The sequence below is a fragment of the candidate division KSB1 bacterium genome (assembly GCA_034506255.1).
Classification (GTDB): Bacteria; Zhuqueibacterota; Zhuqueibacteria; order Zhuqueibacterales; family Zhuqueibacteraceae; genus Coneutiohabitans; species Coneutiohabitans thermophilus.
Genome location: JAPDPX010000001.1, coordinates 49,827 through 71,600, shown reverse-complemented (window position 1 = coordinate 71,600; position 21,774 = coordinate 49,827). Strand labels below are relative to the sequence as shown.

Here is a 21,774-nt window from a genome sequence, read left to right as displayed (position 1 = left end):
GGTGATTTGCTCGCGGCTGTCTGGGCGCTCCTGGAGCAGGCCCACATCAACTATGCCTTGCTGCGCGGACTGGAGGAGCTGAACCAACCCGGCGACCGAGAAATCGATTTGCTGGTGGCCGCCGCGCATCTGCCGCGGTTGCGGGAAATTCTGCCGGTCGCGGGCTTCGCAGCCCTGCCGGCTTGGGGCCACGCCCCGCATCATTTTTTTCTGGCGTATTCCCCGGCTGCGGGAACGTGGTTGAAACTCGACGTGGTGACCGAGTTGCGTTACGGCAAACCCATCCGCCATCTCGCGCTGGATCTGGCGCCCGACTGCTTGCACCACCGCCAGGCACAACCGCCGCTTTATGTGCTGGCCCCGGAGGATGAATTCCTGACGCTGCTGCTGCATTGCCTGCTGGATAAAGCCGGCTTTCGCGAAGTGCGGCGACAGCGTCTGCACACACTCTTTGCCCGCATCATCGCCGATGCCACCAGCCGGCAGCGGCTCGCCCGGCACGTGCAAAACCATCTCGCACCCGGCCTGTCATGGCCGCAGCTCGAGCGTGCCGCGAGCAGTGATGACTGGGAGGCTTTGCTGGCCCGCCGGCGCCTGTTGATGCGGCACCTGTGGTGCAAACAGCCGCTGGCCGCGACATGGCGCAGCTTCAGCAATCGTTTGCTGCAGCGCTTGCGCCCGGTGCTGCACGCCCGGCAACAACCGGGTCTGACGGTGGCCTTGCTGGCGCCCGACGGCGCGGGCAAATCCACGCTGGCGGCGGCGCTGCAACGTGATTTCGGTTTGCGGGCGGAGTTGCTCTACATGGGCGGCAACGTGCAAGCCAGCACCGTGGGTCTGCCCACCACAGGCTGGCTGCATCGCCGGCAGCGAGCGGCCGCGCGCAACTGGCGGTTGCTGCTCAAGCCCGTCGTCTTCGTGAATCGCCTGCTCGAACAGTGGTATCGCTTCGGCTATGCGCATTGGCAAAAATGGCGCGGCCGGGTCGTGGTGTTCGACCGTTTCGTTTATGATGCCTGGGTGAGCCGGCCGGCCATCACGCTGCGTCAGCGGCTGCGCCGGGCCGTGCTCAACTTCGGCTGGCCCACGCCGGATCTGATCATCCTGCTCGATGCGCCCGGCGAGCTGCTTTATCGCCGCAAAGGCGAGCATTCCCCGGCCTGGCTGGAACAACAGCGCCGGGGCTATCTCAGCCTGCAGCACCGTCTGCCGCAGATGGTGGTGGTGGAGGCTTCGCAGCCTGCGCACGAGGTGCAACGGCAGGTCACCGCTATCATTTGGGAGCGCTGTCGGCAGCGGCAGGCGCAGCAAAAATGTTCCTCCCCAATTACCGTCTAGCAAAAAGGCATTCCTGCAACGGTTTGGCCTTGCTTGCAAACCCGCAGGGTTGCCATGCCGCATGCGGCGGTCGATGAAAATAAAATTTCGCAGCCATGCCTTTGGGCACCGGCCCTGAACGGTTCAGCTCCCTGTTTGATCTGCCACGGCTTGGCGTGGCATTCCTGCAGAGCGTATCTGCAGGATCGCAGGATAAAGCCACGGTCAAAACAAGGCAGAGCGGTTACGCTTTGCGAAACTCCTGCGGCTTCGCCTCCCGGCATGCTTTGGCTTTTGGATTCTTATCGTTTCGAAAAAGTTCGCAGCATTGGGCTGGAAGCCTGCGCCACGGCATTTTCGTGGTGAGCCCCCGGCAACGGGTGGAGCAGCGCAGGCCTTACTGCCTGCAGACAAACAAAATGTCTGCACTACGTTCCCACACGCAACGGAAGCATTGCTTTCCAGAAAGTTTGTATCCGGGCTGTATCGCCAAACAGAATAAACATGGCAGATTCCCCAACCGAAATCGCGGCCGCGCCCCGCGTAATGAGAAAGGATGCCACGCGCAGGCAGATTCGCGGCTCCAGCCTGCTGTTGAGCGGACGACTGCTCTCCGTCGGCCTGAACTTCGTGTCACAGGTGTTGATCGTGCGCCATCTCGCCACCGGCGATTACGGCGCCTGGGCCTATGCGCTGTCGGTGGTGTCCTTCTGCCAGGGTTTTGCCACGCTCGGCCTGGATCGCGCGATCTCGCGTTTCATTCCGATCTATCATGAGAAGGGGGAATACGACAAACTCTTCGGCACCATGGTGCTGGTGTTTGGCGTCATTCTACTCACCAGCGCGCTGATCATCGGCGCCTTTTTCGCGGCACCGGAGCTGGTCGCCCGACTGATGGCCGAGGGCAAGGCTTCGTTCCCGCTGCTCGCCGTGCTGATCTTTTTGATCCCGGTCGAAGTGCTGGACGGCGTGTTCCTGGGGCTGTTTGCGAGTTTTGCCAACGCGCGCTCGATCTTTTTTCGCAAGCACGTGCTCGGCCCGCTGCTGAAGTTGACCGTGGTGGTGTTGTTGATGGTGTTTGGCAGCGACGTGCTGTTTCTCGCCTACGGTTATCTCGCCGCGAGCCTGCTCGGTGTGCTGATATATCTGGTGCTGTTTGTGCGCATGCTGCGCCGGGAAAACCTGCTGGGGCGCTGGCGCGAAAGCGGCCTGGTGGTGCCGCTGCGCGCCGTCTTTGCCTTCACCCTGCCGATGATGACTTCCGATCTGCTGTCGGTGGTGATGCATTCGGCGGACGTGCTGCTGCTGGGCTATTTTCATGACGCCACCCAGGTCGCCTATTATCGCGTGGTGCTGCCGGCGGCCAAACTCAACGCCATCGTAATGAACAGTTTCGCGCTGCTGTTCACGCCCACAGCGGCGCGGCTGTTCGCCAAGGGGGATCACGCCGGCATCAACGCGCTTTACTGGAAAACCGCCATCTGGCTGGCGGTGCTGTCGTTTCCGGTGTTCGCACTCACCTTCTCCATCGCCGGGCCGCTCACGGTTTTTCTGTACGGCGAGCGCTACCAGCAATCCGGCCTCATCCTGGCGCTGCTGTCGCTGGGTTATTATTTCAACGCCGCGCTCGGCTTCAACGGCCTGACGTTGAAGGTGATCGGCAGGATGGGCTATATCGTGCGCATCAATCTCGCCGCGGCGCTGTTCAATGTCATCATCAATTTGCTCCTGATCCCGCGCCACGGCGCGCTCGGCGCGGCGGTCGGCACCGCCGGCACCATGATTCTCCACAACATTTTCAAGCAAATCGGCCTGCGCCTGGCCGCGGGTGTAAGCTTGTTCGAGAAGAGTTATCTCTCTTTCTACCTGCTGCTCGCCGCCAGCGCCTGCGGGCTGTTCGTGCTGCCATTCCTGGTGGCCACTAATTTCTACATTGCCGCGGCGCTCGCCGCCATGATTTCCCTGCTCGTCATCCTGGTGAGCAAGAAACGGCTGCACATCGCCGAAAATTTCCCCGAGCTGCTCAAACTGCCGTTGCTTGGAAAACTTTTGCGATGACCCGCATGCTCGACACCACGTTACAGGCCGCATTCATACCGGGCACGAATTGCACCGGCGGACTGGCGTGTGCGCCCTGGCGTTTCTTACTGCCGACCATGCGGTTCGAACGGGCGCTCATCTTGGGTCTCCCCGGCTTGTCAACCATGCAGGTGTTGACCACCCTCTGCCCCGAGGTCACGGTGATTGCCGGCGCCGCCGTGTGCCACAAACGCAGCGAAGCAGCACTCGACTCATTGCGCGGCTCCCGCCTGCAGGTACTCGAACCGGCACAATTCCCCGCGCTGTCGCTGCCCGAGGGTCGTGTCGATCTGATTGTGTTGGCCGGCCGGCGGAGCATGCAACAGGCACTGCAGCATCCGGCATTGCTGGACGCGTTGGGCCGGTGCCTGGCGCCGCATGGCACAATTTACTTTGAAAGCCATGATTATCGCCAGCGTTTGACCGCCAGACGGCTGCTGACGAAACTGCAACAGCAGGGTTTGCATGTCACCCGGCAATTTTGGCTCACGCCGTTTGGCGGCGATTGGCGCACCGCCTTCCCGCTCGGCGAAGCGGCGATGGCGCGCTTTGTTTTTGCCAACTTGCTCTATGGCCAATCACCGCTGAAGCGCCTGGTCAGCCGGGTGGGCACCGCGCTCAGCCAGTCAGCCCACTTTTTCCGCCTGTTGCCGCGGCGGGCGGTGCTGGTGGGTCGCAACGGCTCGGACGCGGCAAGCCAGGCCCCGCCGCGTTTTCTGCTCGAACTCGCCAGCCAGCAGGGCGTGGATTTGTCGCGCTATCGTTGCGGGGTTTCGGCGCGCGGCAGGTACAATTCCAACAAAACAATCTTTTTTCTTTTTGCCGAGCAGAGCAGCCGGCCCGAGTTGATCATCAAAATGACCCGCGCGCCGGAATTCAACTTCCGCCTGGAGAATGAACAGCGCATGCTGCTGCGCTTGCAGGAGCAAAGATCGGTGCCGCCGGACACTTTCCCGGAACCGGTTTTCTTCGGCCATCATGCCGGCCTTGCCATTTGCTGTCAGCGCGCCGTGCACGGCGTTCCCTTTCGCAGCCGCACGCACGGCACGTCCGCATGCCCGTTCGCCAGGCAGGCCATCGACTGGCTGGTGCAGGTGGCGGCGGGGTCTGCGCCGGAAAACAGAGTGGCGGCGACAGCGCCGGCGGCCGTGCTGCAAACCCTGTTCGAACGTTTCACCGGGCTTTATCAACTCTCACCGGCGGAACGTGATTTTTTGCAGAAGCAAATCGCGCGGGTGGCCGCCAGCCGCCGTCCCTTTCCCTCCGTGCTGCAGCACGGCGACCCCGGCACCTGGAACATGCTGGTCTCCGCACAGGGCCGCGTGAGTGTGATCGATTGGGAGGCCGGCGAGGTGCAGGGCATGCCGTTGTGGGACTTGTTTTATTTCATGCGGTCCTACGGCAATTGGATGGCGCGCCGGCAGGGTCTGCGGGATGCGCTGCAGGGCTTCCGCAGCATGTTGCTGGCGGCCTCGCCGTTGAGCGCGTTGCTGGCGCAAACGGTGGCGCGCTATTGTGCCGTGACCAGCCTCGACCGTGCGTTGGTCGGCCCGCTGTTTTTCACCTGCTGGCTGCATCGCGCCTTGAAGGAGGCCAGCCGCCTGACACCGGCAACGCTGGCGGAAGGACATTACTACCGCCTGCTCAAACTTTGCATCGCGCAACGCCAGGCGCCCGGCCTGGCTGCACTGCTGACCGTGCAGCCACCGGACCACCGTGCTGCGGTGCACGCTTCACCGCCTTTGCCACAGGTGTAATCATGCATGCGCACCTCCCCGCCCTCAAAACCCTGACGGCGCTTGCCGCCTTTCTGACCGGCCTCGGCCTAGTGGCCTATTTCGCCTCGCACGAGCTGCTCCTCCTTCTCGTACTCGGCAGCATTGCCGTGCTCAGCGGGCTTTATTTGTTTCGTTCGCCGCAGGCCGCCACCCTGCTCTTCACCTTCGTCTTCTACAGCAACATTGCGGTGCTGGCGTATCAATTTCACGGCGTGCCACAGCCGGTGGCCGCGGCGGTGCCGCTGTTGCTGACTCTGCCGTTGGCCCGCTATCTTTTTGTGCAGCGGGAGGGGTTGATTGTCGACGGCGTGCTGGGGCTGATGCTGCTTTACCTGCTGACGCTCATTCTCGCTTCTTTCACCTGCAAGGACATTTTTGTGGCGTTGAACGAGATCGGCAACTATGCCATCGAGGGGATCGTGCTCTATTTTCTCGTGCTCAACGCCGTGCGGCGTCTGCCGGACCTGCGGCGGGTGTTGTGGACCCTGCTGCTGGTCGGCAGCTTTCTCGGCAGCCTGAGCCTGGTGCAGGAACTCACCCACAGCTATGACAACAATTTTTTCGGGCTGGCGCAGCGCAAGAAGACCATCGACTTCGACAATCTCGATTACGACGTCTATTCCGGCGCCAAACGCGCGGAGGGGCCGGTGGGGGAACAGAACCGCTATGCGCAAATCATGGTGGTGCTGCTGCCGCTGGCACTTTATCTCTTTTATGTCGAACGCACACGCCGGCGGCTGCTGGCACTCGCGGCCGCCGGCCTGATTTTGAGCGGTGTCTTGTTGACCTTCTCGCGCGCCACCTTCCTCACGCTGGTGGTGCTTTTCCTGCTGCTGGTGCCGCTCAAATACATTCGTCCCGGCCATGCCCTGGCTGCCGGTCTGGCGCTGGCGGCGATCGTGGCGCTGGCCCTGCCCGATTACATCGCCCGGGTCAAGGGGCTGGTCAATATCACCAATTTGCAGGCGCGCGACGCCAAAACCCGTGAGCTCGACGGGTCGTTGCGCGGCCGTTATGCCCAGAATCTCGCCGCGCTGCATGTGTTCGTCGATCATCCGCTCACCGGCGTGGGCCCGGGCCACTTCGCCAAATTTTACGTGCGCAAATATGGCAATGAGGTCGGCACCAAATTGTTGCGCGGCAACCGCCGGGCGCACAACATGTACCTCGAAATGGCCGCGGAAAACGGCGTGTTCGGCCTGAGTGCCTTCCTGGCGATCGTGCTCTTCATGCAAGTGCAATTGTGGCGTGCCCGCCGCCACTGGTTGCCGCACCGGCCGGAGCTGGCGCATCTGGCGACCGCTTTCTTCCTGAGCATCATTGCCTATCTCGGCACCGCGGTTTTTCTGCATCTTTCTTATCAGCGCTACTACTGGTTTCTGCTCGCGCTCGCGGGGGTGGTGCTGCAGCTTCTCAAAAACGAGGCGCGCGCCGCGCAGCCGGCCGGCGCGACACCTCACCCCCTGCCGGTCGCGGCATGACAGTCGCAGTCTGACAGCCATGAATCAGGTTTCCGCAGCGTGCGTGCAACGGCTGCGGCAGCATCTCTTCGCCGCCGCGCCGCGCTACTACCCCGAGCTGGCCGGCCGGGAGCTGAAGCTCGAACTGGTCGACGCCGTACCGCACACCGCTTCCACCATTTACCATTTCCGGCTGAAAGCCGGGAGCGATGAACAGGGCGTGCTGGTGAAAACGCCGCCGCTGACCACCCCGGAGTCGGCGGCGCCGCTCACCGCACCCGCCATCAAATTCCGCGCGGAATATCAGGCGCTGGTCGATATTCACGCCTATTTCAACCGCCTGGGCGATGCGCGCTTCGCCGCGGTGCGGCCGCTGGATTTTGTGGCCGAGGTGCTGGGAATCGTGATGGAAGAGGTCACCTATCCCACCTTGCGCGCGCTCTTCTCCAAATCCAGCCGGCTGCAGCCGTGGGGTCGGCGCGCAGGATTCTTCCTCTTCTTTCGTCATGCGGGAAGCTGGTTGCGTGCTTTTCATGCGTTGAACCGCGGCGGGCATGCCACCCCGCGTGAGGTCGACCGCGACGCTTACTGCGATGTGCTCGACCGTCTCACCGGTACATTGACCGCGGCGATTGGCAACGCCGCCTTTTTTCGCCAACTCACATGCCGCCTGCATCAGGAAGCCCTGGACGTTCTGCCGGCTCTCCTGCCCCTGGGGTTGACGCACGGCGATTACGCCCTGCGCAATCTCCTGGTCGCGCCCGGCCCTCGCGTGTTGGCACTCGACACCCAGGCGCGCTGGCGGATGCCGGTGTACGAGGATATCGCATATTTTCTCACGGGGCTGATCACCACCTGGCCGCAGGTGCTTAGCCAGGGTCTGGTGTTCGCGGCCGGCCATCTCGAACACTGCAGCCGGGAATTTTTGCAGGGATATTTTGAGGGGGAGACGATTCCATGGGAAATCATCCGGCTCTTTCGTCTCAAGCTCATGCTGCAAAAATGGTCGGCAAAGAGCTTGCGCATGCAGCGCCAGTTCGGCAACCGTCATGCGGCGACGGTGCGGCAAAAACTCCTGCATCGCTTTTTCTACAAAACCGTGACCGCCATGCTGGAGAGCAGGCCCGCCGCGGTTTCCACGCACCGTGCCTCCCTCACGCCCCGGCCCGCGCCTGCAACGTCGCTCAGTCAGACGTTGCCCGCGGAGGAGCTGCTGCTGTTGTCGCGCCGGATAGACTGGCGTTTTCTCCTGCCCGAGCCGCGCTTGCAGCAGGTGGCCTACTTCGGGCCACAGGACAACACGCTCATCGCGGCGCTCCGCTGCTTCAGCCAATCGCTCACGGTTTTTACGCAGCCGCCCGCCGGACTGGGCACCTCAGCGCGTTTCAATGTGGCCGTGGCGGTGGCGCCAGGGCTGCACGAGCTGGCCGCGATTGCCGCAGGGTTGCGGCCGGGCGGTTGCTTGTATGTCGAAATCGGCAGTGTTTTCGCCCGTTGTCTACGCCAAGGGAGACAAGGCTGGCGGCAGGCGCTTCGCGGGCCAAAGGCATATGCCGCGGAACTCCGCCGCCTGGGCCTGGAACAAACCGCCATGTATTGGCATCGCCCGGGGTTCGCGACGGCCGTGCAAATCATTCCGCTGCACGATGCGCTGGCCGCAAAGTTCGTGCGGGCGCGGCGCGCGCACGATTTGAAAAGCCGGCTCATCGCGATCCTGGACAGAGTCGTGTTGCGTTCCGGTGCACTGGTGCGCGGGATCGCGTGTGTGAGCCTCGTGGCACGCAAAAATTCCAGCACATGAACACCATCATTTCCTTTCTCAAACAGAACTGGCACCGGCTGGGTCTGCAACACCTCGGTGATGCGGACCGCCTGTCGTGCGTGTTTGCCACCCCGCGCTTTCGCGCTTCCGGTCACGTGATTGCATTTGTTTTGGCCAGGGGCCACGACCATCCGCTAATGGTGGCCAAGCTGCCGCGTCTGCCGGGTGACAACGGCCGCCTCGAGCGCGAGGCCGCAAATCTGCAAACCGCACAACAAGCCCGGCCCGGCGGGTTTGATTCCATTCCGCGCGTCATCGCCTTCGAGGAATTCGGCGGCCACTACTTGTTGCTCGAAACCGCGGTGGCCGGCCAACCGATGAAGCCGGCAGTCGTGCGGCGACAGCCGGAACATTGTCTGCGCACCGCCCTGGCCTGGCTGCTCGAGTTTCACGCCGCCACCTGCTCACCGGCCATGTCAACACCGGCGCGACTCGACCAACTGGTCATCCAGCCGCTGGAACAACTGCAAACTGCGCTCGCAGCGTTTGGGGAGGATGCCGTCCTGCTCGAACAAACCCGGCGGCTGTGCGAGCCCTTGCTCCGTCCCGGCCTGCCACTGGTGCTCTCCCATGAGGATTTCAGCCATCCCAACATCTTGATGACCGCCGACGGCAACATCGGCGTGGTGGACTGGGAGCTGGCGGAGCCGCACGGCATGCCGGCAATCGATCTCTACTTTTTTCTGACTTACGTGGCTTTTGCACGGCACAATGCCCGGCATACACCCGGTTATCTCGCAGCTTTTCAGCAGGCCTTTTTCGGTCCGCGCGCCTGGGCGCTGCCTCACATTCGGACCTATGCCACACGCCTGGCAGTGCCTGAAGACCGGCTGGTGCCGCTCTTCGTTCTGTGCTGGGTGCGCTATCTCGTGGGATTGCTGCGGCGGCTGCAGGCCGGCCAGGAAAGACGGCAACCGCTCCACCCTGCAACCGGACACTGGTTGCGCCAAAACCGGTACTATCAACTCTGGCGGTGCGCCGTTGCGCATGCCGGACAATTGCAGTGGCGGGGTTGATCATGCTGCGGGTGCTCACATATCATCGCATCGCGGAGGCCGGCAGCGCGCCGCATTTGAATCCCCGCATGATCAGCGCCACGCCCGCGGCTTTCGAGCAGCAGATGCGCCATCTCAGCCGGCGCTATCGCGTGCTGGACATCGCCGCGGTGTTGCATGCGCTCGAGCACCGCACGCCCCTGCCGGAGCGCGCCGTGTTGCTCACCTTTGATGATGCCTACCTCGACTTCGGCGAGATCGCCTGGCCGATTTTGCGCAAATACCGGCTGCCCGCCACCCTGTTCGTGCCCACCGGCTTCCCGGATCATCCCGAGCGGCCGTTTTGGTGGGATCGTCTGTATCAGGCGTTCCGTGCCGCTGCGCTCCCCGAACTCGAGCTCACGCCGCTGGGCCGGCTTTCCCTGAAAACCGCGAAAGCCATGCGGCAGGCGCTGAAACGAACGCAGGACCATGTCAAGTCGCTGCCGCATGCCGAGGCCATGGCTTTTGTCGAGCAAATCTGCCGCCGACTCCTGCCGCCCTGCGAGATGCCTGCCAGCGTGTTGAGCTGGCAACAACTGCGGCAGCTCGCGGCAGAGGGCGTGACGCTGGGCGCGCATACGGTGAACCATCCGGTCATGACGCAAATCACGCCGGAGCAGGCGCACCGGGAAATCATCCAAGCGCAGGCGGATTTGCAGCGCGAAATCGGCACGACGCTGCCGATCTTCTGCTATCCCAGCGGCGGCCACGATGAAGCGGTGGTGGCCTTGCTGCGCGCCGCGGGTTTCCGGCTGGCCTTTACCACCGCCGATGGCCACAATGACCTGCGCGTGGTTGACCCGCTGCGGCTGCGCCGCACCAACCTCACGCCGCGCACCACACCGGCACTCTTCCGCCTGCGCCTGAAGCCCTGGGTCAGCCGCCTGGATGCCTGGCGCCATCGCGACCGCGAGGCGAAAACGCAGCGCCAGCCGGCTCCGGCCACCATCAAGGCGCCGCCCGCCGGGATAAAACTGGCCTACATAATGTCGCGCTTTCCGAAAATCTCCGAGACGTTCATTCTCTATGAGATGCTCGAACAGGAACGCCTGGGCATTCCCGTGGAAATTTATCCGTTGCTGCGCGAGCATCAGCCGGTGGTACATCCCGAAGCGGTGGCGCTCACCCGGCGCGCACATTTTCAACCATTCCTCTCCACGCCCATTTTGCAGGCCCATTGGCATTTCCTGCGCAGCCACCCGGCGGTTTATCTCCGCACGGTGGTCGAGGCCCTGCGTGGCACCTGGGGCAGCCTGAATTTTTTTGTCGGTGCACTCGGCATTCTGCCCAAATCCGTGCGCTTCGCGTATGAGATGCAACAGCAGGGCATCACCCACATTCATGCCCATTTTGCCAATCATCCGGCGCTCGCCGCGATGATCATTCACCGCCTCACCGGCATTCCGTTCAGCTTCACGGCGCACGGCTCGGACCTGCACAAGGACCGGCGCATGCTCGACCAAAAAGTCGCAGCCGCCGCCTTTGCCGTCACGATTTCCGCCTTCAACAAAGAAGTGATGGTCGCGGCGTGTGGCGAGGCGGCGCGGCGCAAGATTCATCTCATCCCCTGCGGCATCGATCCCGCGGTGTTCCATCCGCCCGCGGCGGAGCCGGCGGATAAAACGCTGCGCCTTTTATGCGTCGCTTCGCTGGAGGAAGTAAAGGGTCACCGCTTTCTCATCGAAGCCTGTCGCCGGTTGAGCCTGGCGGGTGTGGATTTGGTGTGTGATCTGGTGGGGGATGGGCCGCAGCGCCAGGCGATCGAACAACAAATTGCGGCCGGCGGATTGTCCGATCGCATCCTGCTGCACGGCAGCCGCCCGCGCCGCGAGGTGGCGCAGAGACTGCAAACCGCGCAGGTGAAAGTGCTGGCAAGCGTGCCGACCAAAAGTGGCAAGCGCGAGGGGGTGCCGGTGGTGTTGATGGAGGCGATGGCCAGCGGTTTGCCGGTGGTCGCCAGCCGGTTGTCCGGCATTCCCGAGCTGGTGGAGCACGGCCGCACCGGTCTGCTGGTCGATCCCGGCGATGTTGACGGTTTGGTGCAGGCACTGCAACAACTGCATGCCGATCCGGAATTGCGCCGGCGCCTGGGACAGGCCGGCCGCGAAAAAGTGTTGGCACACTTCAATCTGCACCGCAACACCGAACGGCTTGCACACCTGATCGCGCATCCCGAGTTGTGGCGGCGGGCAGAGTGAGGGGACGGAGAGATGATTGAATGGGTTTTTATATTCGTGCCCTCAGGCACCGACCTTGCAGGCTCTGCTACCAAGGTATTTTCGTGTTAAAAAATCCGGAGTGTTTGCAGCAACAGCCTGGCTGTTGCAGGAGCAGTCGTTTGACAGCAGTTTTCTCTTTGTGCAAGTTTGCAATTGCACCAGGCCGTCACCGGCGTCTCCCCCGCCTCCGGCTTTGCCATCTGATTCTTCCTGCTTCTATTCGATCACGATCTCATCTGCAAACAGCCAGGCTTCGCCGCCGGCGGCATAATGCCACGGCGGACAGTGGCCAATATTGCGGGCACGAACACGCACGTAGCGGCCGCTCAAACCGTCAAAGGTGCGCGCAAATTCCTTCAGCATTGCGCCTTGATCCGTGGGTGCCGTTTCGTGATGAAACCCGGCGACGACGCGGAACTGCCGCCCGTCGTCCGAGACGGCAAATTCCACGGCTGTGGGAAAGAAAATCCACGAGCCGACATTTTGCAGGAAGCCCGCTGCGATCCGGCGCAAAGGCCGCACGCGGCCGCAATCAACGATGGCTTCCAAATCGTTTCTGTGAAATCCCTGCCAGGCGCCGCTGCGAAAGTTGGCGGTGCCGCGCACGAAATCAACCAGGGCCTGATCGCCACCGCCGGTGTAGGGCGCGCGATAGGCAGTGAGCAATTCCACCCGGCGCCGCTCGGGCACGGCGAGAAAGACGGCGCGCTCACTCTTGCTGGGCTGCATACCCGCCTTGACGGCGATTGCCTTCACCGTGGTGGTGGCCGTCAGGCGAATGGGCCGGTCATAGCGTGGCGAGACCGGCGTTGGCTCGCTGCCATCGAGGGTGTAGTGCAGGGTGGCGCCAGGCGTCAGAGAAACGAGCTGAACGGTCATCGTGTCGAGAAAGGACGCGGCGCGTGCCTGAATCAGGGGGGTCACCACTGCCGGCGTGCTCGCCAGGCGTGCCTGCGGCCGATCCTCGTGCGCGGCGCCCCACGCAGGATTCGGCGCGGGTCCCATCGCGAAGGTGAGCTCGCCCCCGCGCAAAATGTCCTCATGCCGCAGGTAGGATTTGCGATGGGGCGCAGCACCGAGCCGGGCCGACTGGATATACTTGTTCGCGGCCGATACCTGATCCGCGCCAATCACGAAGCGGCTGCCGTCTTCGAGATGCAGGGTGGCGCGTGGGAACAGCGGACTGCCAATGACATAAAAATCCGATCCGGGACAGACAGGATAAAAGCCCAGCGCGCTGAACACATACCAGGCTGACAACTGGCCGCAATCATCATTGCCGCACAAGCCCGCGGGCGAGTTGGTGTAGAGCTTCGTCATGATTGCGCGCACGCGTTCCTGCGTTTTCCACGGGACGCCGGCATAGTTGTGCAGGTAGGCGACATGATGGCAGGGTTCGTTGCCGTGGGCATACTGGCCGAGCATGCCGGAGATGTCGGGTTGAAATTTCCCCGGCAGCGCCGAATCGGCGTGGAACAGCGAATCGAGTTTGGCCAGGAAGCGCGCCTCGCCGCCGAGCAGATCGATATGATCCGTCACCGCCTGGGGCACAAAAAAGCTGTAGTGCCAGGCATTGGCTTCGGTGTATTCGAAAATGACTTCGGCGGGGTCGAATGGCTCGATCCAACCGCCATTGCGCCGGCCGCGCATGAAGCCGGTTTTCGGATCGAAGAGATTGCGGTAAAACGCTGCGCGCTCGCGATAGCGTTGCGCACTCTTGTGGTCGCCCAGCCAGCCGGCCATTTGCGCGATGCACCAGTCGTCATAGGCATACTCCAGTGTCTTGGAGACCGATTCCGGTTCGTCCTCGGCGGGAATGTAACCCAGTTCGCGATAGGGCCGCAGGCCGGGCGCGCTGACTTCGGCGCTGTGGCGCATGGCAGCCAGCGCGCGAGCGGCATCAAAATCGCGAATGCCCTTGGCATGGGCATCGACGATCACCGGCACGGCGTGATAGCCGATCATGGTGTGGGTTTCGTTGCCCGCCAGTTCCCATACCGGGAGACTTCCCGCCTGTTCAAACTGCGCCAGCATGGTGTGAATGAAATCGCGTGTGCGTGCCCGTTCGATGATGGTGAAAAGCGGATGCGTGGCGCGGAAGGTGTCCCACAAAGAAAAGACGGTGTAGTTGGTGAAACCCCGGGCGCGATGCACCCGGCCATCGCGGCCGCGATAACGGCCGTCGCCATCCATGAACAAGTGGGGTGCCAGCAGGGTGTGATACAGCGCGGTGTAGAAGATCGTCCGTTCATCGGCTGAGCCGCCGCGGACGACGATTTTCCCCAGCGCGGCATTCCACGTGGCTTCCGCGGCGCGCCGCACCCGGGCAAAATCCCAATCCGGAATCTCCCGCTGCAGATTGTCCCGCGCGCCGGCAATGCTGACCGCGGAGAGGCCAACCTTCACCAGAATCTCCTGCTGCGGCTGTGTGAGGTAGCGCACGAAAGCCTGCAGGTTCGTGCCCGCAGCTTTGGCTCGGCCAGGGAGAATCCGGCCGTCCTTTGCAACGCCGAAGGCGGCAAATGGCCGGGAGAACTGCGCCACGAAGTAAACCCGCTGATCCGCGGCCCAGCCCTGGGAGCGGCGCAGTCCCGCGATTTCCGTGTCGCTGACAAACTCCAGTTCCGCCTCCAGCACGCGATCGGGCCCCAGGCCATGTCGCAAATCGAGAATGATGTTCGCCTCTGGCGAAGCGGGGAAAACGTATTTGTGCAAGCCGGCGCGGGCGGTGGCAGTCAGCTCCACGACGATGCCGTGCTCATCGAGTTGCACACGATAGTAGCCGGCGTGCGCCTGTTCACTTGCATGGCGAAAGCGGGAGCGATAGCCCGACTGGGGCTGATCTTCGCCGCCGGGTACGAGCTGAAGCGTCCCCACCGTCGGCATCAGGAGAATGTCGCCGTAATCAATCGCGCCGGTGCCGCTCAGATGGGTGTGGCTGAAGCCCAGGATCGTGCTGTCGGAGTAATGATAGCCGGCGCAGGCATCCCAACCCTGCACCCGGGTGTCGGGACTGAGTTGCACCATGCCGAAGGGCAGGCTCACCCCGGGAAAGGTGTGGCCGTGGCCGCCGGTTCCGATGAAGGGATTGACCAGACGGGCATAATTGGTGGTGTCGGTCGGCGCACCTGCGGCCGCCATGGGCAGCATGAGCAGAAAAATTGCAGTGGCCTTCATTTTTTCATCCTCCCTGGCAACGGCACCCTGCCGGGGGCGCGCTACTTGAAGCGAAATTCGAAACAATGCCGGTTGCGAAGACAGGCGCAAAGCTGTCGGCGTGATGCAAAAAACGGCGGAGAATTTCTCTCAGACTGCTAACCGGACAGCGAAAGCGACAGGCGCAGGTGCGACATTACCCCGATGCGCTACACCGGCGCCGCCCGCGATGTCGCCCCGGTTGGGGAAAAAATGAGTCAGGTCTCAGTGAAGAGTTTTTCTGCAGCAATAACGGGCTTCACTCCCAGTATTGCTGAAAATTCCACGGGAATGCCAGTTTTTGGTTGTGGAGCGGATTTTGGAGTTTGTCGTTGCAGAATTAGTCGGTGGCGTGGTTCACGAATCTTCGCGGTGACAGTTCCGTCCCGTTTTGATCTGCCGCGGCTTGACCGTGGCATTCCGGCAGAAAACATCGGGAGGATCGCAAGATTGCGCCACGGTCAAACCGAGGTGGAGTGGTTACTCTCTGCGAAACCCCTGCAGTTTCGCGTCCTTGCGTATTTTGGACTTTGAATTTTATCGCTTCAAAAAACTTGGCAGCCCCGGACATCATGTCTGCCGCCAGGGAGGCCTGCGCTACTACTCCACACGTTACCGAGGGATTGCGCAAATGACGTGTTTTTCGGTTCCCGCCCGCAAGCAACACTCGATATTGTTGCTGGTGCTTTTCGAGGTTGCCTTTCGTGCTGGCAGGGATTATTATGCAGCCGTGCCTTCACTACTTTGCCAAACGGCGGCTTGCCTGTCAGCGGATGGGACTGCAGCAGGTGTCACGGCGCTGCATGGCACGCCGGCGCGAGCGCGCCGTCACCGCACCCCTGCGGCTCGCACCAAACAAGAACCCCCGGCTGCCCGCGGCACCGATGGCTGAGGGGCCGGGCTTAACCTCCGGAATCCGACATGGCAGGCATCTTTGATCCCGCGCAGCAGCATCACAACCCCGACGCCAAGATTGCCGCCGCGCTTGAACGGCTGTCGCAGGCTTTTCGCGTCTTGTTGTGGGAGCAGAACAAGGAACACAATCTCAGCCCGATCCAGATTCAATTCCTGGTGTTCCTGCTGCACCACGGCAAGGCGGCATGCACGGTGGGTCTGCTGGCGCGGGAATTCATGCTGACGCCTGCCACCGTGAGTGACGCGCTGACCACCCTCGAGGGCAAAGAGCTGGTTGCACGCATCCGCCTGCAAAGCGACCGGCGGGTGGCCACGCTGCGCCTGACACCACAGGGCCGCAAAGTGGCACGCCAACTGGCGAATTGGGCGGAAGTGGTGCAAACCGCCATCGCCGGCAGCGCGCCGGGGGAAAAACTGGTGGTGATGCACTTTCTCATGCGCCTGCTTGCGCGCCTGCAACATGCCGGCGTGATCAGTGTTGCGCGCATGTGCATCACTTGCCGCTTCTTCCAGGCCGTCTCCACTCCCGACACTCCGCATTACTGCACACTGCTCAATCAGCCGCTGCGGTCGGAGCAACTGCGTCTTGATTGCCCCGATCATGAGCCGGCGGCGGAACCGGCATGATCACCGCCGGGCACCGCCTCCAGCTCCGCCCATTTGCCCTCGCCCTCCCACACGCGCACGGCGAAAGGGAAACGCCATTTTTCGCGAAAACGCCGCGCCAGCATCTCGCAGATGTTTTCCACCGAGGGATAATCCAAGAAATCGTTGAGGGACTTGTGATCATACTCCGCCAGCACGGAGTGGATGATTTTCTTCATGTCACCGAAATCGAGGATCATGCCGGTTTTGTTTTCGCCGGTAATGATGACTTCGACCTTGTAGGTGTGGCCGTGGGGCATGCCGCATTTTTCATGTCCGGGGAGGAAATGCGCGCAATCCATGTATTCGACATAACCAAGTTTCATGACAAGCCTCCTGCATGGAATCAACACGGGGGGAACGGGGGATCGGGAGCGGCCGCAACATTATGGCGCAATGGTCGAGAATTTCCGTGAGAAATGCAAGCCGGGAAAATCTGCTTGCTTGCCGCGAAAAAAATCCTAAACTCACAGCCGTCCAAACCGCAGTGGTGGTGAATGATCCGCAGGCAACAAGGAGGGTTCATGCTCAATCACATCTGGCTGGGGTTGATTGTCATCGCGGTGGTCGTCGGTGCGGCCACCGGCAACATTCAGCAGGTGACCCGGCAGGCGTTCGATTCCGCCGAGACCGCCGTCAAAATCGCGCTGGGCTTGATCAGCATCATGACGCTGTGGCTGGGTATCATGAAGATAGCCGAGCAGGCAGGCTTCATTCGCCTGCTGGCCCGTGCGCTGGCGCCGGTGATGCGCCGCCTGTTCCCGGAGGTGCCGCCGGAACATCCGGCGATGGGCGCCATGCTGCTCAACATTGCCGCCAACTGGCTGGGATTGAGCAACGCCGCCACGCCCTTCGGCCTGAAGGCGATGGAGGAGCTGCAGCAGCTCAATCCCCAAAAGGACACCGCCACCAACGCCATGGTGATGTTCCTGGGCATCAACACCGCCAGCATCACGCTGATTCCGAGCACGATCATCGGCATCCGGGTGTCGCTGCAATCGAACAATCCTTTCGAGATCATTGGCACCACCATCTTTGCGAGCTGCTGCGCCACCATCACGGCCATCATCATGGCGAAACTGCTGGGCCGGCTGCCGGCTTACCGCAAGGATGATCCGCAGCTCACCGCCACACCGTCAGCGGAGGGCCGGCATGGGTGAGTATCTGCGCGCGGCACTGGAGTTGCTTTCCACCTGGGCGATCCCGGCCCTGCTGCTGGTGATCCCGCTGGTCGGCTTCTTGCGCAAAGTCAAAGTGTATGAATGCTTCGTGGAGGGTGCGAAGGAGGGCTTCAATGTCGCCATTCGCATCATTCCGTTTCTGGTGGCGATTCTGTTTGCGATCGGCATGTTTCGCGCCTCCGGCGCCATGGATCTGTTCGTGAAACTGCTCTCGCCGGTGACGAATCTGATTGGCATGCCGGCCGAGGCTCTGCCGGTGGCCTTGATGCGGCCGCTCTCCGGCAGCGGTTCGCTCGGCCTGACCACCGAGTTGATGAAAACCCACGGCCCAGATTCCTTCATCGGCCGGCTGGTTTCCACCATGTACGGCAGCACCGAGACAACCTTCTATGTTCTGGCGGTCTACTTTGGTTCGGTTTCCATCAAAAAGATCCGGCATGCCCTGGCCACCGGCTTGCTCGCCGACGTGGCCGGCTTGCTCGCGGCGGTGTTCATCTGTCATTTGATTTTTGGATGAGTCGCGCGCCGGTGTGGTGCTGACTCCCAGGCGGCTTTTGCACCTACTTTGATGATCAGCAATGAGGTGTATCATGCAATTTTTCCATTCGCGTCGCTGCCATTGGCTCAACGGCGTCGGCGTGTCTTTGTTGTTGCTCGGACTGGCCGGCTGCAGCGCCAGCCGCACCGCCGGCAAATCGGAACGGCCGGCAACCACCCGCACGGCGCCGCGACCGACCACACCCGCGGGCCAAACTGGCACCGCTTCGGCGCCGAGCCCGCCAGCCAGTTCTGCCGGCACGGTCTATGACGAATCCTTTGATCCCGCAACCCTGCGCGAGCCGGCGTTTGACATTCCCCGCAAGCAGCCGCGCGAGCAGGTGCAATCCCAGGCATTCGTGCCAATGCAGGCGGACACGACGGCCAGTGACACTTCCTGGGTGACGGTGCCGGGTTATCAACTACAGTTGCTCCAAACCGAGGACGGCCAGCAGGCACGCGAGGCCATGAAAATCGCCATCCTCGATCTCGACACCGAAGTGCAGGTGATTTACGAGCCGCCCTACTACAAGGTGAGAGCAGGACGTTTCGTCAATCGCTATGAAGCGGAGCGTTTGCAAAAGCTGGCGGACGAGAAGGGCTACACTTATGCCTGGGTAGTGCGCACCCCGGTACGCGTGCGGGCCTATGAGTTGAGCAACCAGCAGTGACGCCCTTGCGCTGCAACATGCCATCGGGTACCTGACCATCGTTCGGTTTGGCACGGCCGGAATAACTGGCGAAATTTCAATGGCTTTGTTCATGTCGGCGCCAAAATTCCGTTTGGAAACCGGACGATTTTTTATTAAATTACGCCATCAATTTTTGGGAGAGCAGCATGTCTGGTCATAATAAATGGGCCAAGGTCAAACATGTCAAGGCCAAGCAAGATGCGATCCGCGGCCGCATTTTCACCCGTTTGATCAAAGAAATTACCCTGGCTGCCCGCAATGGAGGCGGCGATGAGAACTCGAATGCGCGTTTGCGCAAGGCCATTCAGGATGCCAAAGCCGCCAACATGCCGGCCAGCAACATCGAGCGTGCCATCAAACGCGGCACCGGCGAGTTGGAGGGCGTGAACTACGAAGAAGCCACCTACGAAGGCTATGGCCCGGGTGGAGCCGCGCTGATCGTCGAAGTGGTCACCGACAATAAAAACCGCACCGTGGCGGACATTCGCCACCTGTTTTCCAAACATGGCGGCAACATGGCGGAGTCCGGCGCCGTGGCGTGGATGTTCGAGAAGAAGGGCATTTTCACAGTGGCCACCGGCGGCCGCAGCGAAGATGAATTGCTCGAGGTCGTCCTCGAGGCCGGTGCGGAGGATCTGAAATACGATCCCGAATCTTCCGACATTCTGTCGGCGCCCGCGGATTTCGAGTCCGTCAAGGCGGCGCTCGAAAAAAGGGGGATTGTCATCGAAAAGGCGGAAGTGGGGATGTATCCCAAAAACACCGTCAAAGTCGAGGGCAACGACGCGGTCAAACTGCTGAAGCTCATGGACGTGCTCGACGAGCATGATGATGTGCAGCACGTCTATTCGAACTTTGACATTGCCGACGAGGTTATGAGCCAGTTGCAATAGCCTGCGGACGCCTGCCCGCCCCGCTTACAACTCTTCTTATCCCGCGACGAACCTTTGCGATGCAGGGATGCCTGATTTTGGGAGCAGATCCCGGATTGATCACGACCGGTCTTGGCCTGATTGAAGCCAGGGGCGGTCATTGTTTTTATAGAGGGTCTGCCGCGATCGTGCCGCCGCGCGACTGGGCGCTCGAACGACGCCTGGAGCATCTCTTCACAGCGACCTGCGAGTTCCTGGCCACGCACCGCCCCGCTTGCATGGTGGTCGAAAAACTCATTCATGTGCAAAATTCCCAAGTGGCGCTCAAGCTCGGACATGCCCGCGGCGTGCTGCTGCTCGCGGCCGCCCGCGCCGGTGTGCCGCTGGTTGACTATACACCCCGCGAAGTGAAACTCGCGGTCTCCGGCAACGGCGCGGCATCAAAGGAACAAATACAAAGAATGGTGCAGGCGGTGCTGGGCATGAAAGAGCTGCCCACCCCGCACGACATTGCCGATGGTCTGGCGCTGGCCATTTGCCATGCCCATCGCACGCTCAAGCCCGACCATCAAGCCGTGGCCTGAATGTCTGCGCCCCCGGCAAAATTCCCGGGCGGTGTCGCCCTCGCAAACATCGCTTGCCGGCATGGTTGCACCATCGCCTTTGCCGGGTCATCCCATGCGGGTTCACCCGTTGAAACGGGTGTCGGGCAGCAATACTCATGACGAGATCACTCATGAAACTCCGTCCGCTTTTTCACACCAGTCTGGGTGGCATGGCCGCCTTGCTGGCCTCGTTTGCACATGGGTCCACGCCCGCAGAACGCTGGGTCGTTCAACCGACGGTTGGCCTCTTGACGCCCCGCGCTGCCCATAAAGTTACCGTCATTTCTCCAGACGCGGTACTGGTGACTGGTGGGTGCAGTGGCACCGGATGCGCTCCGGTTGAACGCTCTGCCGAGTTATTCTATTTCAACAAGGGAATTACGCAGGCGACACAACCGATGAGCGTACCCCGGGTCTCTCACGTTGCCGCACCCTTGCAGAACGGCAGCGTCTTGATTGCCGGCGGATGGACGGGCGAAGCGACAACCTCTTCCGCCGAGATATTCGACGCACGGACACGCTCGTTTTTGCCTGTGACTGCGATGACGACACCGAGAATGGACGCCACCGCAACTCCCCTTCTGGAGGGCGCGGTGTTGATTGCGGGTGGGGCCACGGCAACCAATCGCCCGGTCCGGCAGGCGGAGATTTTTGACCATGAGAAGGGTCGCTTCGTTGCGGTGGGATCTATGCACGAGGCGAGGGTACATCATGCGGCGGTTCGCCTGAGCGACGGACGAGTCCTGATCATTGGCGGGCAAGGTGGGCGCAACGCGGCGATCAGCTCCGCCGAGATTTACGACCCGGCTGCAAGATCATTCACGATGACTGGCACGATGCGGCAACCACGGTGCAAACATGGCGCTGTCCTGCTCAAAGATGGACGCGTCATGGTAGTCGGCGGGTCCAGTGACGGCAACGAGCGTCGCCGCATCGCCCAGACCGAGATCTATGATCCGCAATCGGGACAGTTCATCCCGGGGCCGGAGTTGCTGAACCCTCGCTACAAGATAATTGATGCTGCGACCGTTCTGCCCTCCGGGGAAGTCGTTGTCACCGGTGATGCCAATGATGTCGAGGTGTGGCTGCCGGGCACACCGGGCTTTGTTCGTGTCAGCGGAAGAGTTGACCGCCGCCTTGCGTTTAGTACTGCGACTCTCCTGCCGGACACGAGCGTGCTCGTCATCGGCGGCTATGACAACGACATTCGACCGACGGCGCAAACATGGGTCATCCGTCACCAAAAGACTTCCAGTAACAGGGATTGATGCCTGACTGCGTTCAGGCCAATCTTGCTTCGCGCCGCAACTTTAGCCGGGTGGTGGGAAAATTGCCAACACGGTCGTGATGAAAGCGTAAACACCGCGGCGCGCGGGAAGTGCAAAATAAAAAATCGGGCTTGAGCTGTAAAAAGCGGACC

Annotated in this window: 16 protein-coding genes; 14 read left to right on the top strand and 2 right to left on the bottom strand. The window is 61.8% G+C overall.

What is annotated here, in order from left to right:
• Positions 1–6 precede the first annotated feature (6 nt).
• The 7 genes from ONB52_00305 (at position 7) to ONB52_00275 (ending at position 11,691) form a co-directional block, all read left to right on the top strand.
• The gene (locus tag ONB52_00305) at positions 7–1,338 is read left to right on the top strand and encodes a hypothetical protein (GenBank protein ID MDZ7414578.1); all 1,332 of its coding nucleotides are present in this window, start codon (positions 7–9) and stop codon (positions 1,336–1,338) included.
• Between the two features lie 483 nt (positions 1,339–1,821).
• The gene (locus tag ONB52_00300; GenBank protein MDZ7414577.1) at positions 1,822–3,375 is read left to right on the top strand and encodes a flippase; all 1,554 of its coding nucleotides are present in this window, start codon (positions 1,822–1,824) and stop codon (positions 3,373–3,375) included.
• Positions 3,372–5,153, top strand: a complete 1,782-nt coding sequence (locus ONB52_00295) for a phosphotransferase (GenBank protein ID MDZ7414576.1) — start codon at positions 3,372–3,374, stop codon at positions 5,151–5,153. Before ONB52_00300 ends, ONB52_00295 begins: the two co-directional genes overlap by 4 nt.
• 2 nt (positions 5,154–5,155) lie before the next feature.
• A complete protein-coding gene (locus ONB52_00290; protein ID MDZ7414575.1) occupies positions 5,156–6,655 on the top strand; it encodes an O-antigen ligase family protein in 1,500 nt (499 codons plus the stop codon).
• 19 nt (positions 6,656–6,674) lie between these two features.
• Complete coding sequence (locus ONB52_00285; protein ID MDZ7414574.1) at positions 6,675–8,435, top strand: phosphotransferase; 1,761 nt, start codon at positions 6,675–6,677, stop codon at positions 8,433–8,435.
• Positions 8,432–9,472, top strand: coding sequence for an aminoglycoside phosphotransferase family protein (locus tag ONB52_00280; protein ID MDZ7414573.1), 1,041 nt, complete (start codon positions 8,432–8,434; stop codon positions 9,470–9,472). Before ONB52_00285 ends, ONB52_00280 begins: the two co-directional genes overlap by 4 nt.
• Positions 9,473–9,474: 2 nt before the next feature.
• The gene (locus ONB52_00275; protein ID MDZ7414572.1) at positions 9,475–11,691 is read left to right on the top strand and encodes a glycosyltransferase; all 2,217 of its coding nucleotides are present in this window, start codon (positions 9,475–9,477) and stop codon (positions 11,689–11,691) included.
• Between the two features lie 237 nt (positions 11,692–11,928).
• Here the strand turns inward: ONB52_00275 and ONB52_00270 are convergent, their stop codons facing one another.
• Complete coding sequence (locus ONB52_00270) at positions 11,929–14,889, bottom strand: GH92 family glycosyl hydrolase (GenBank protein ID MDZ7414571.1); 2,961 nt, start codon at positions 14,887–14,889, stop codon at positions 11,929–11,931.
• Between the two features lie 939 nt (positions 14,890–15,828).
• On the opposite strand from ONB52_00270, the gene ONB52_00265 reads away from it, so the two are divergent.
• Positions 15,829–16,449 carry a MarR family winged helix-turn-helix transcriptional regulator gene (locus ONB52_00265; protein MDZ7414570.1) on the top strand — a complete coding sequence of 207 codons (621 nt, stop codon included), beginning with the start codon at positions 15,829–15,831 and terminating at the stop codon, positions 16,447–16,449.
• Here ONB52_00265 and ONB52_00260 read toward each other — a convergent pair.
• Positions 16,422–16,793, bottom strand: coding sequence for a 6-carboxytetrahydropterin synthase (locus ONB52_00260; protein ID MDZ7414569.1), 372 nt, complete (start codon positions 16,791–16,793; stop codon positions 16,422–16,424). The genes ONB52_00265 and ONB52_00260 overlap by 28 nt on opposite strands.
• Before the next feature lie 198 nt (positions 16,794–16,991).
• Between ONB52_00260 and ONB52_00255 the strand changes: the two genes are divergently transcribed.
• The 6 genes from ONB52_00255 to ONB52_00230 all read left to right on the top strand — a co-directional run bounded on the left by ONB52_00255 (position 16,992) and on the right by ONB52_00230 (position 21,622).
• Positions 16,992–17,627 carry a nucleoside recognition protein gene (locus tag ONB52_00255; GenBank protein MDZ7414568.1) on the top strand — a complete coding sequence of 212 codons (636 nt, stop codon included), beginning with the start codon at positions 16,992–16,994 and terminating at the stop codon, positions 17,625–17,627.
• Positions 17,620–18,165 carry a spore maturation protein gene (locus ONB52_00250; GenBank protein ID MDZ7414567.1) on the top strand — a complete coding sequence of 182 codons (546 nt, stop codon included), beginning with the start codon at positions 17,620–17,622 and terminating at the stop codon, positions 18,163–18,165. The genes ONB52_00255 and ONB52_00250 overlap by 8 nt, the downstream gene beginning before the upstream one ends.
• A 73-nt stretch (positions 18,166–18,238) precedes the next feature.
• Positions 18,239–18,856, top strand: coding sequence for a hypothetical protein (locus tag ONB52_00245; protein MDZ7414566.1), 618 nt, complete (start codon positions 18,239–18,241; stop codon positions 18,854–18,856).
• 167 nt (positions 18,857–19,023) lie between these two features.
• Positions 19,024–19,770, top strand: coding sequence for a YebC/PmpR family DNA-binding transcriptional regulator (locus ONB52_00240; protein ID MDZ7414565.1), 747 nt, complete (start codon positions 19,024–19,026; stop codon positions 19,768–19,770).
• 59 nt (positions 19,771–19,829) lie between these two features.
• Positions 19,830–20,333 (top strand): crossover junction endodeoxyribonuclease RuvC, encoded by a 504-nt coding sequence (gene ruvC / locus ONB52_00235; GenBank protein MDZ7414564.1) that lies wholly within the window; start codon positions 19,830–19,832, stop codon positions 20,331–20,333.
• Positions 20,334–20,485: 152 nt separating this feature from the next.
• Complete coding sequence (locus tag ONB52_00230) at positions 20,486–21,622, top strand: kelch repeat-containing protein (protein MDZ7414563.1); 1,137 nt, start codon at positions 20,486–20,488, stop codon at positions 21,620–21,622.
• Positions 21,623–21,774: the final 152 nt, after the last annotated feature.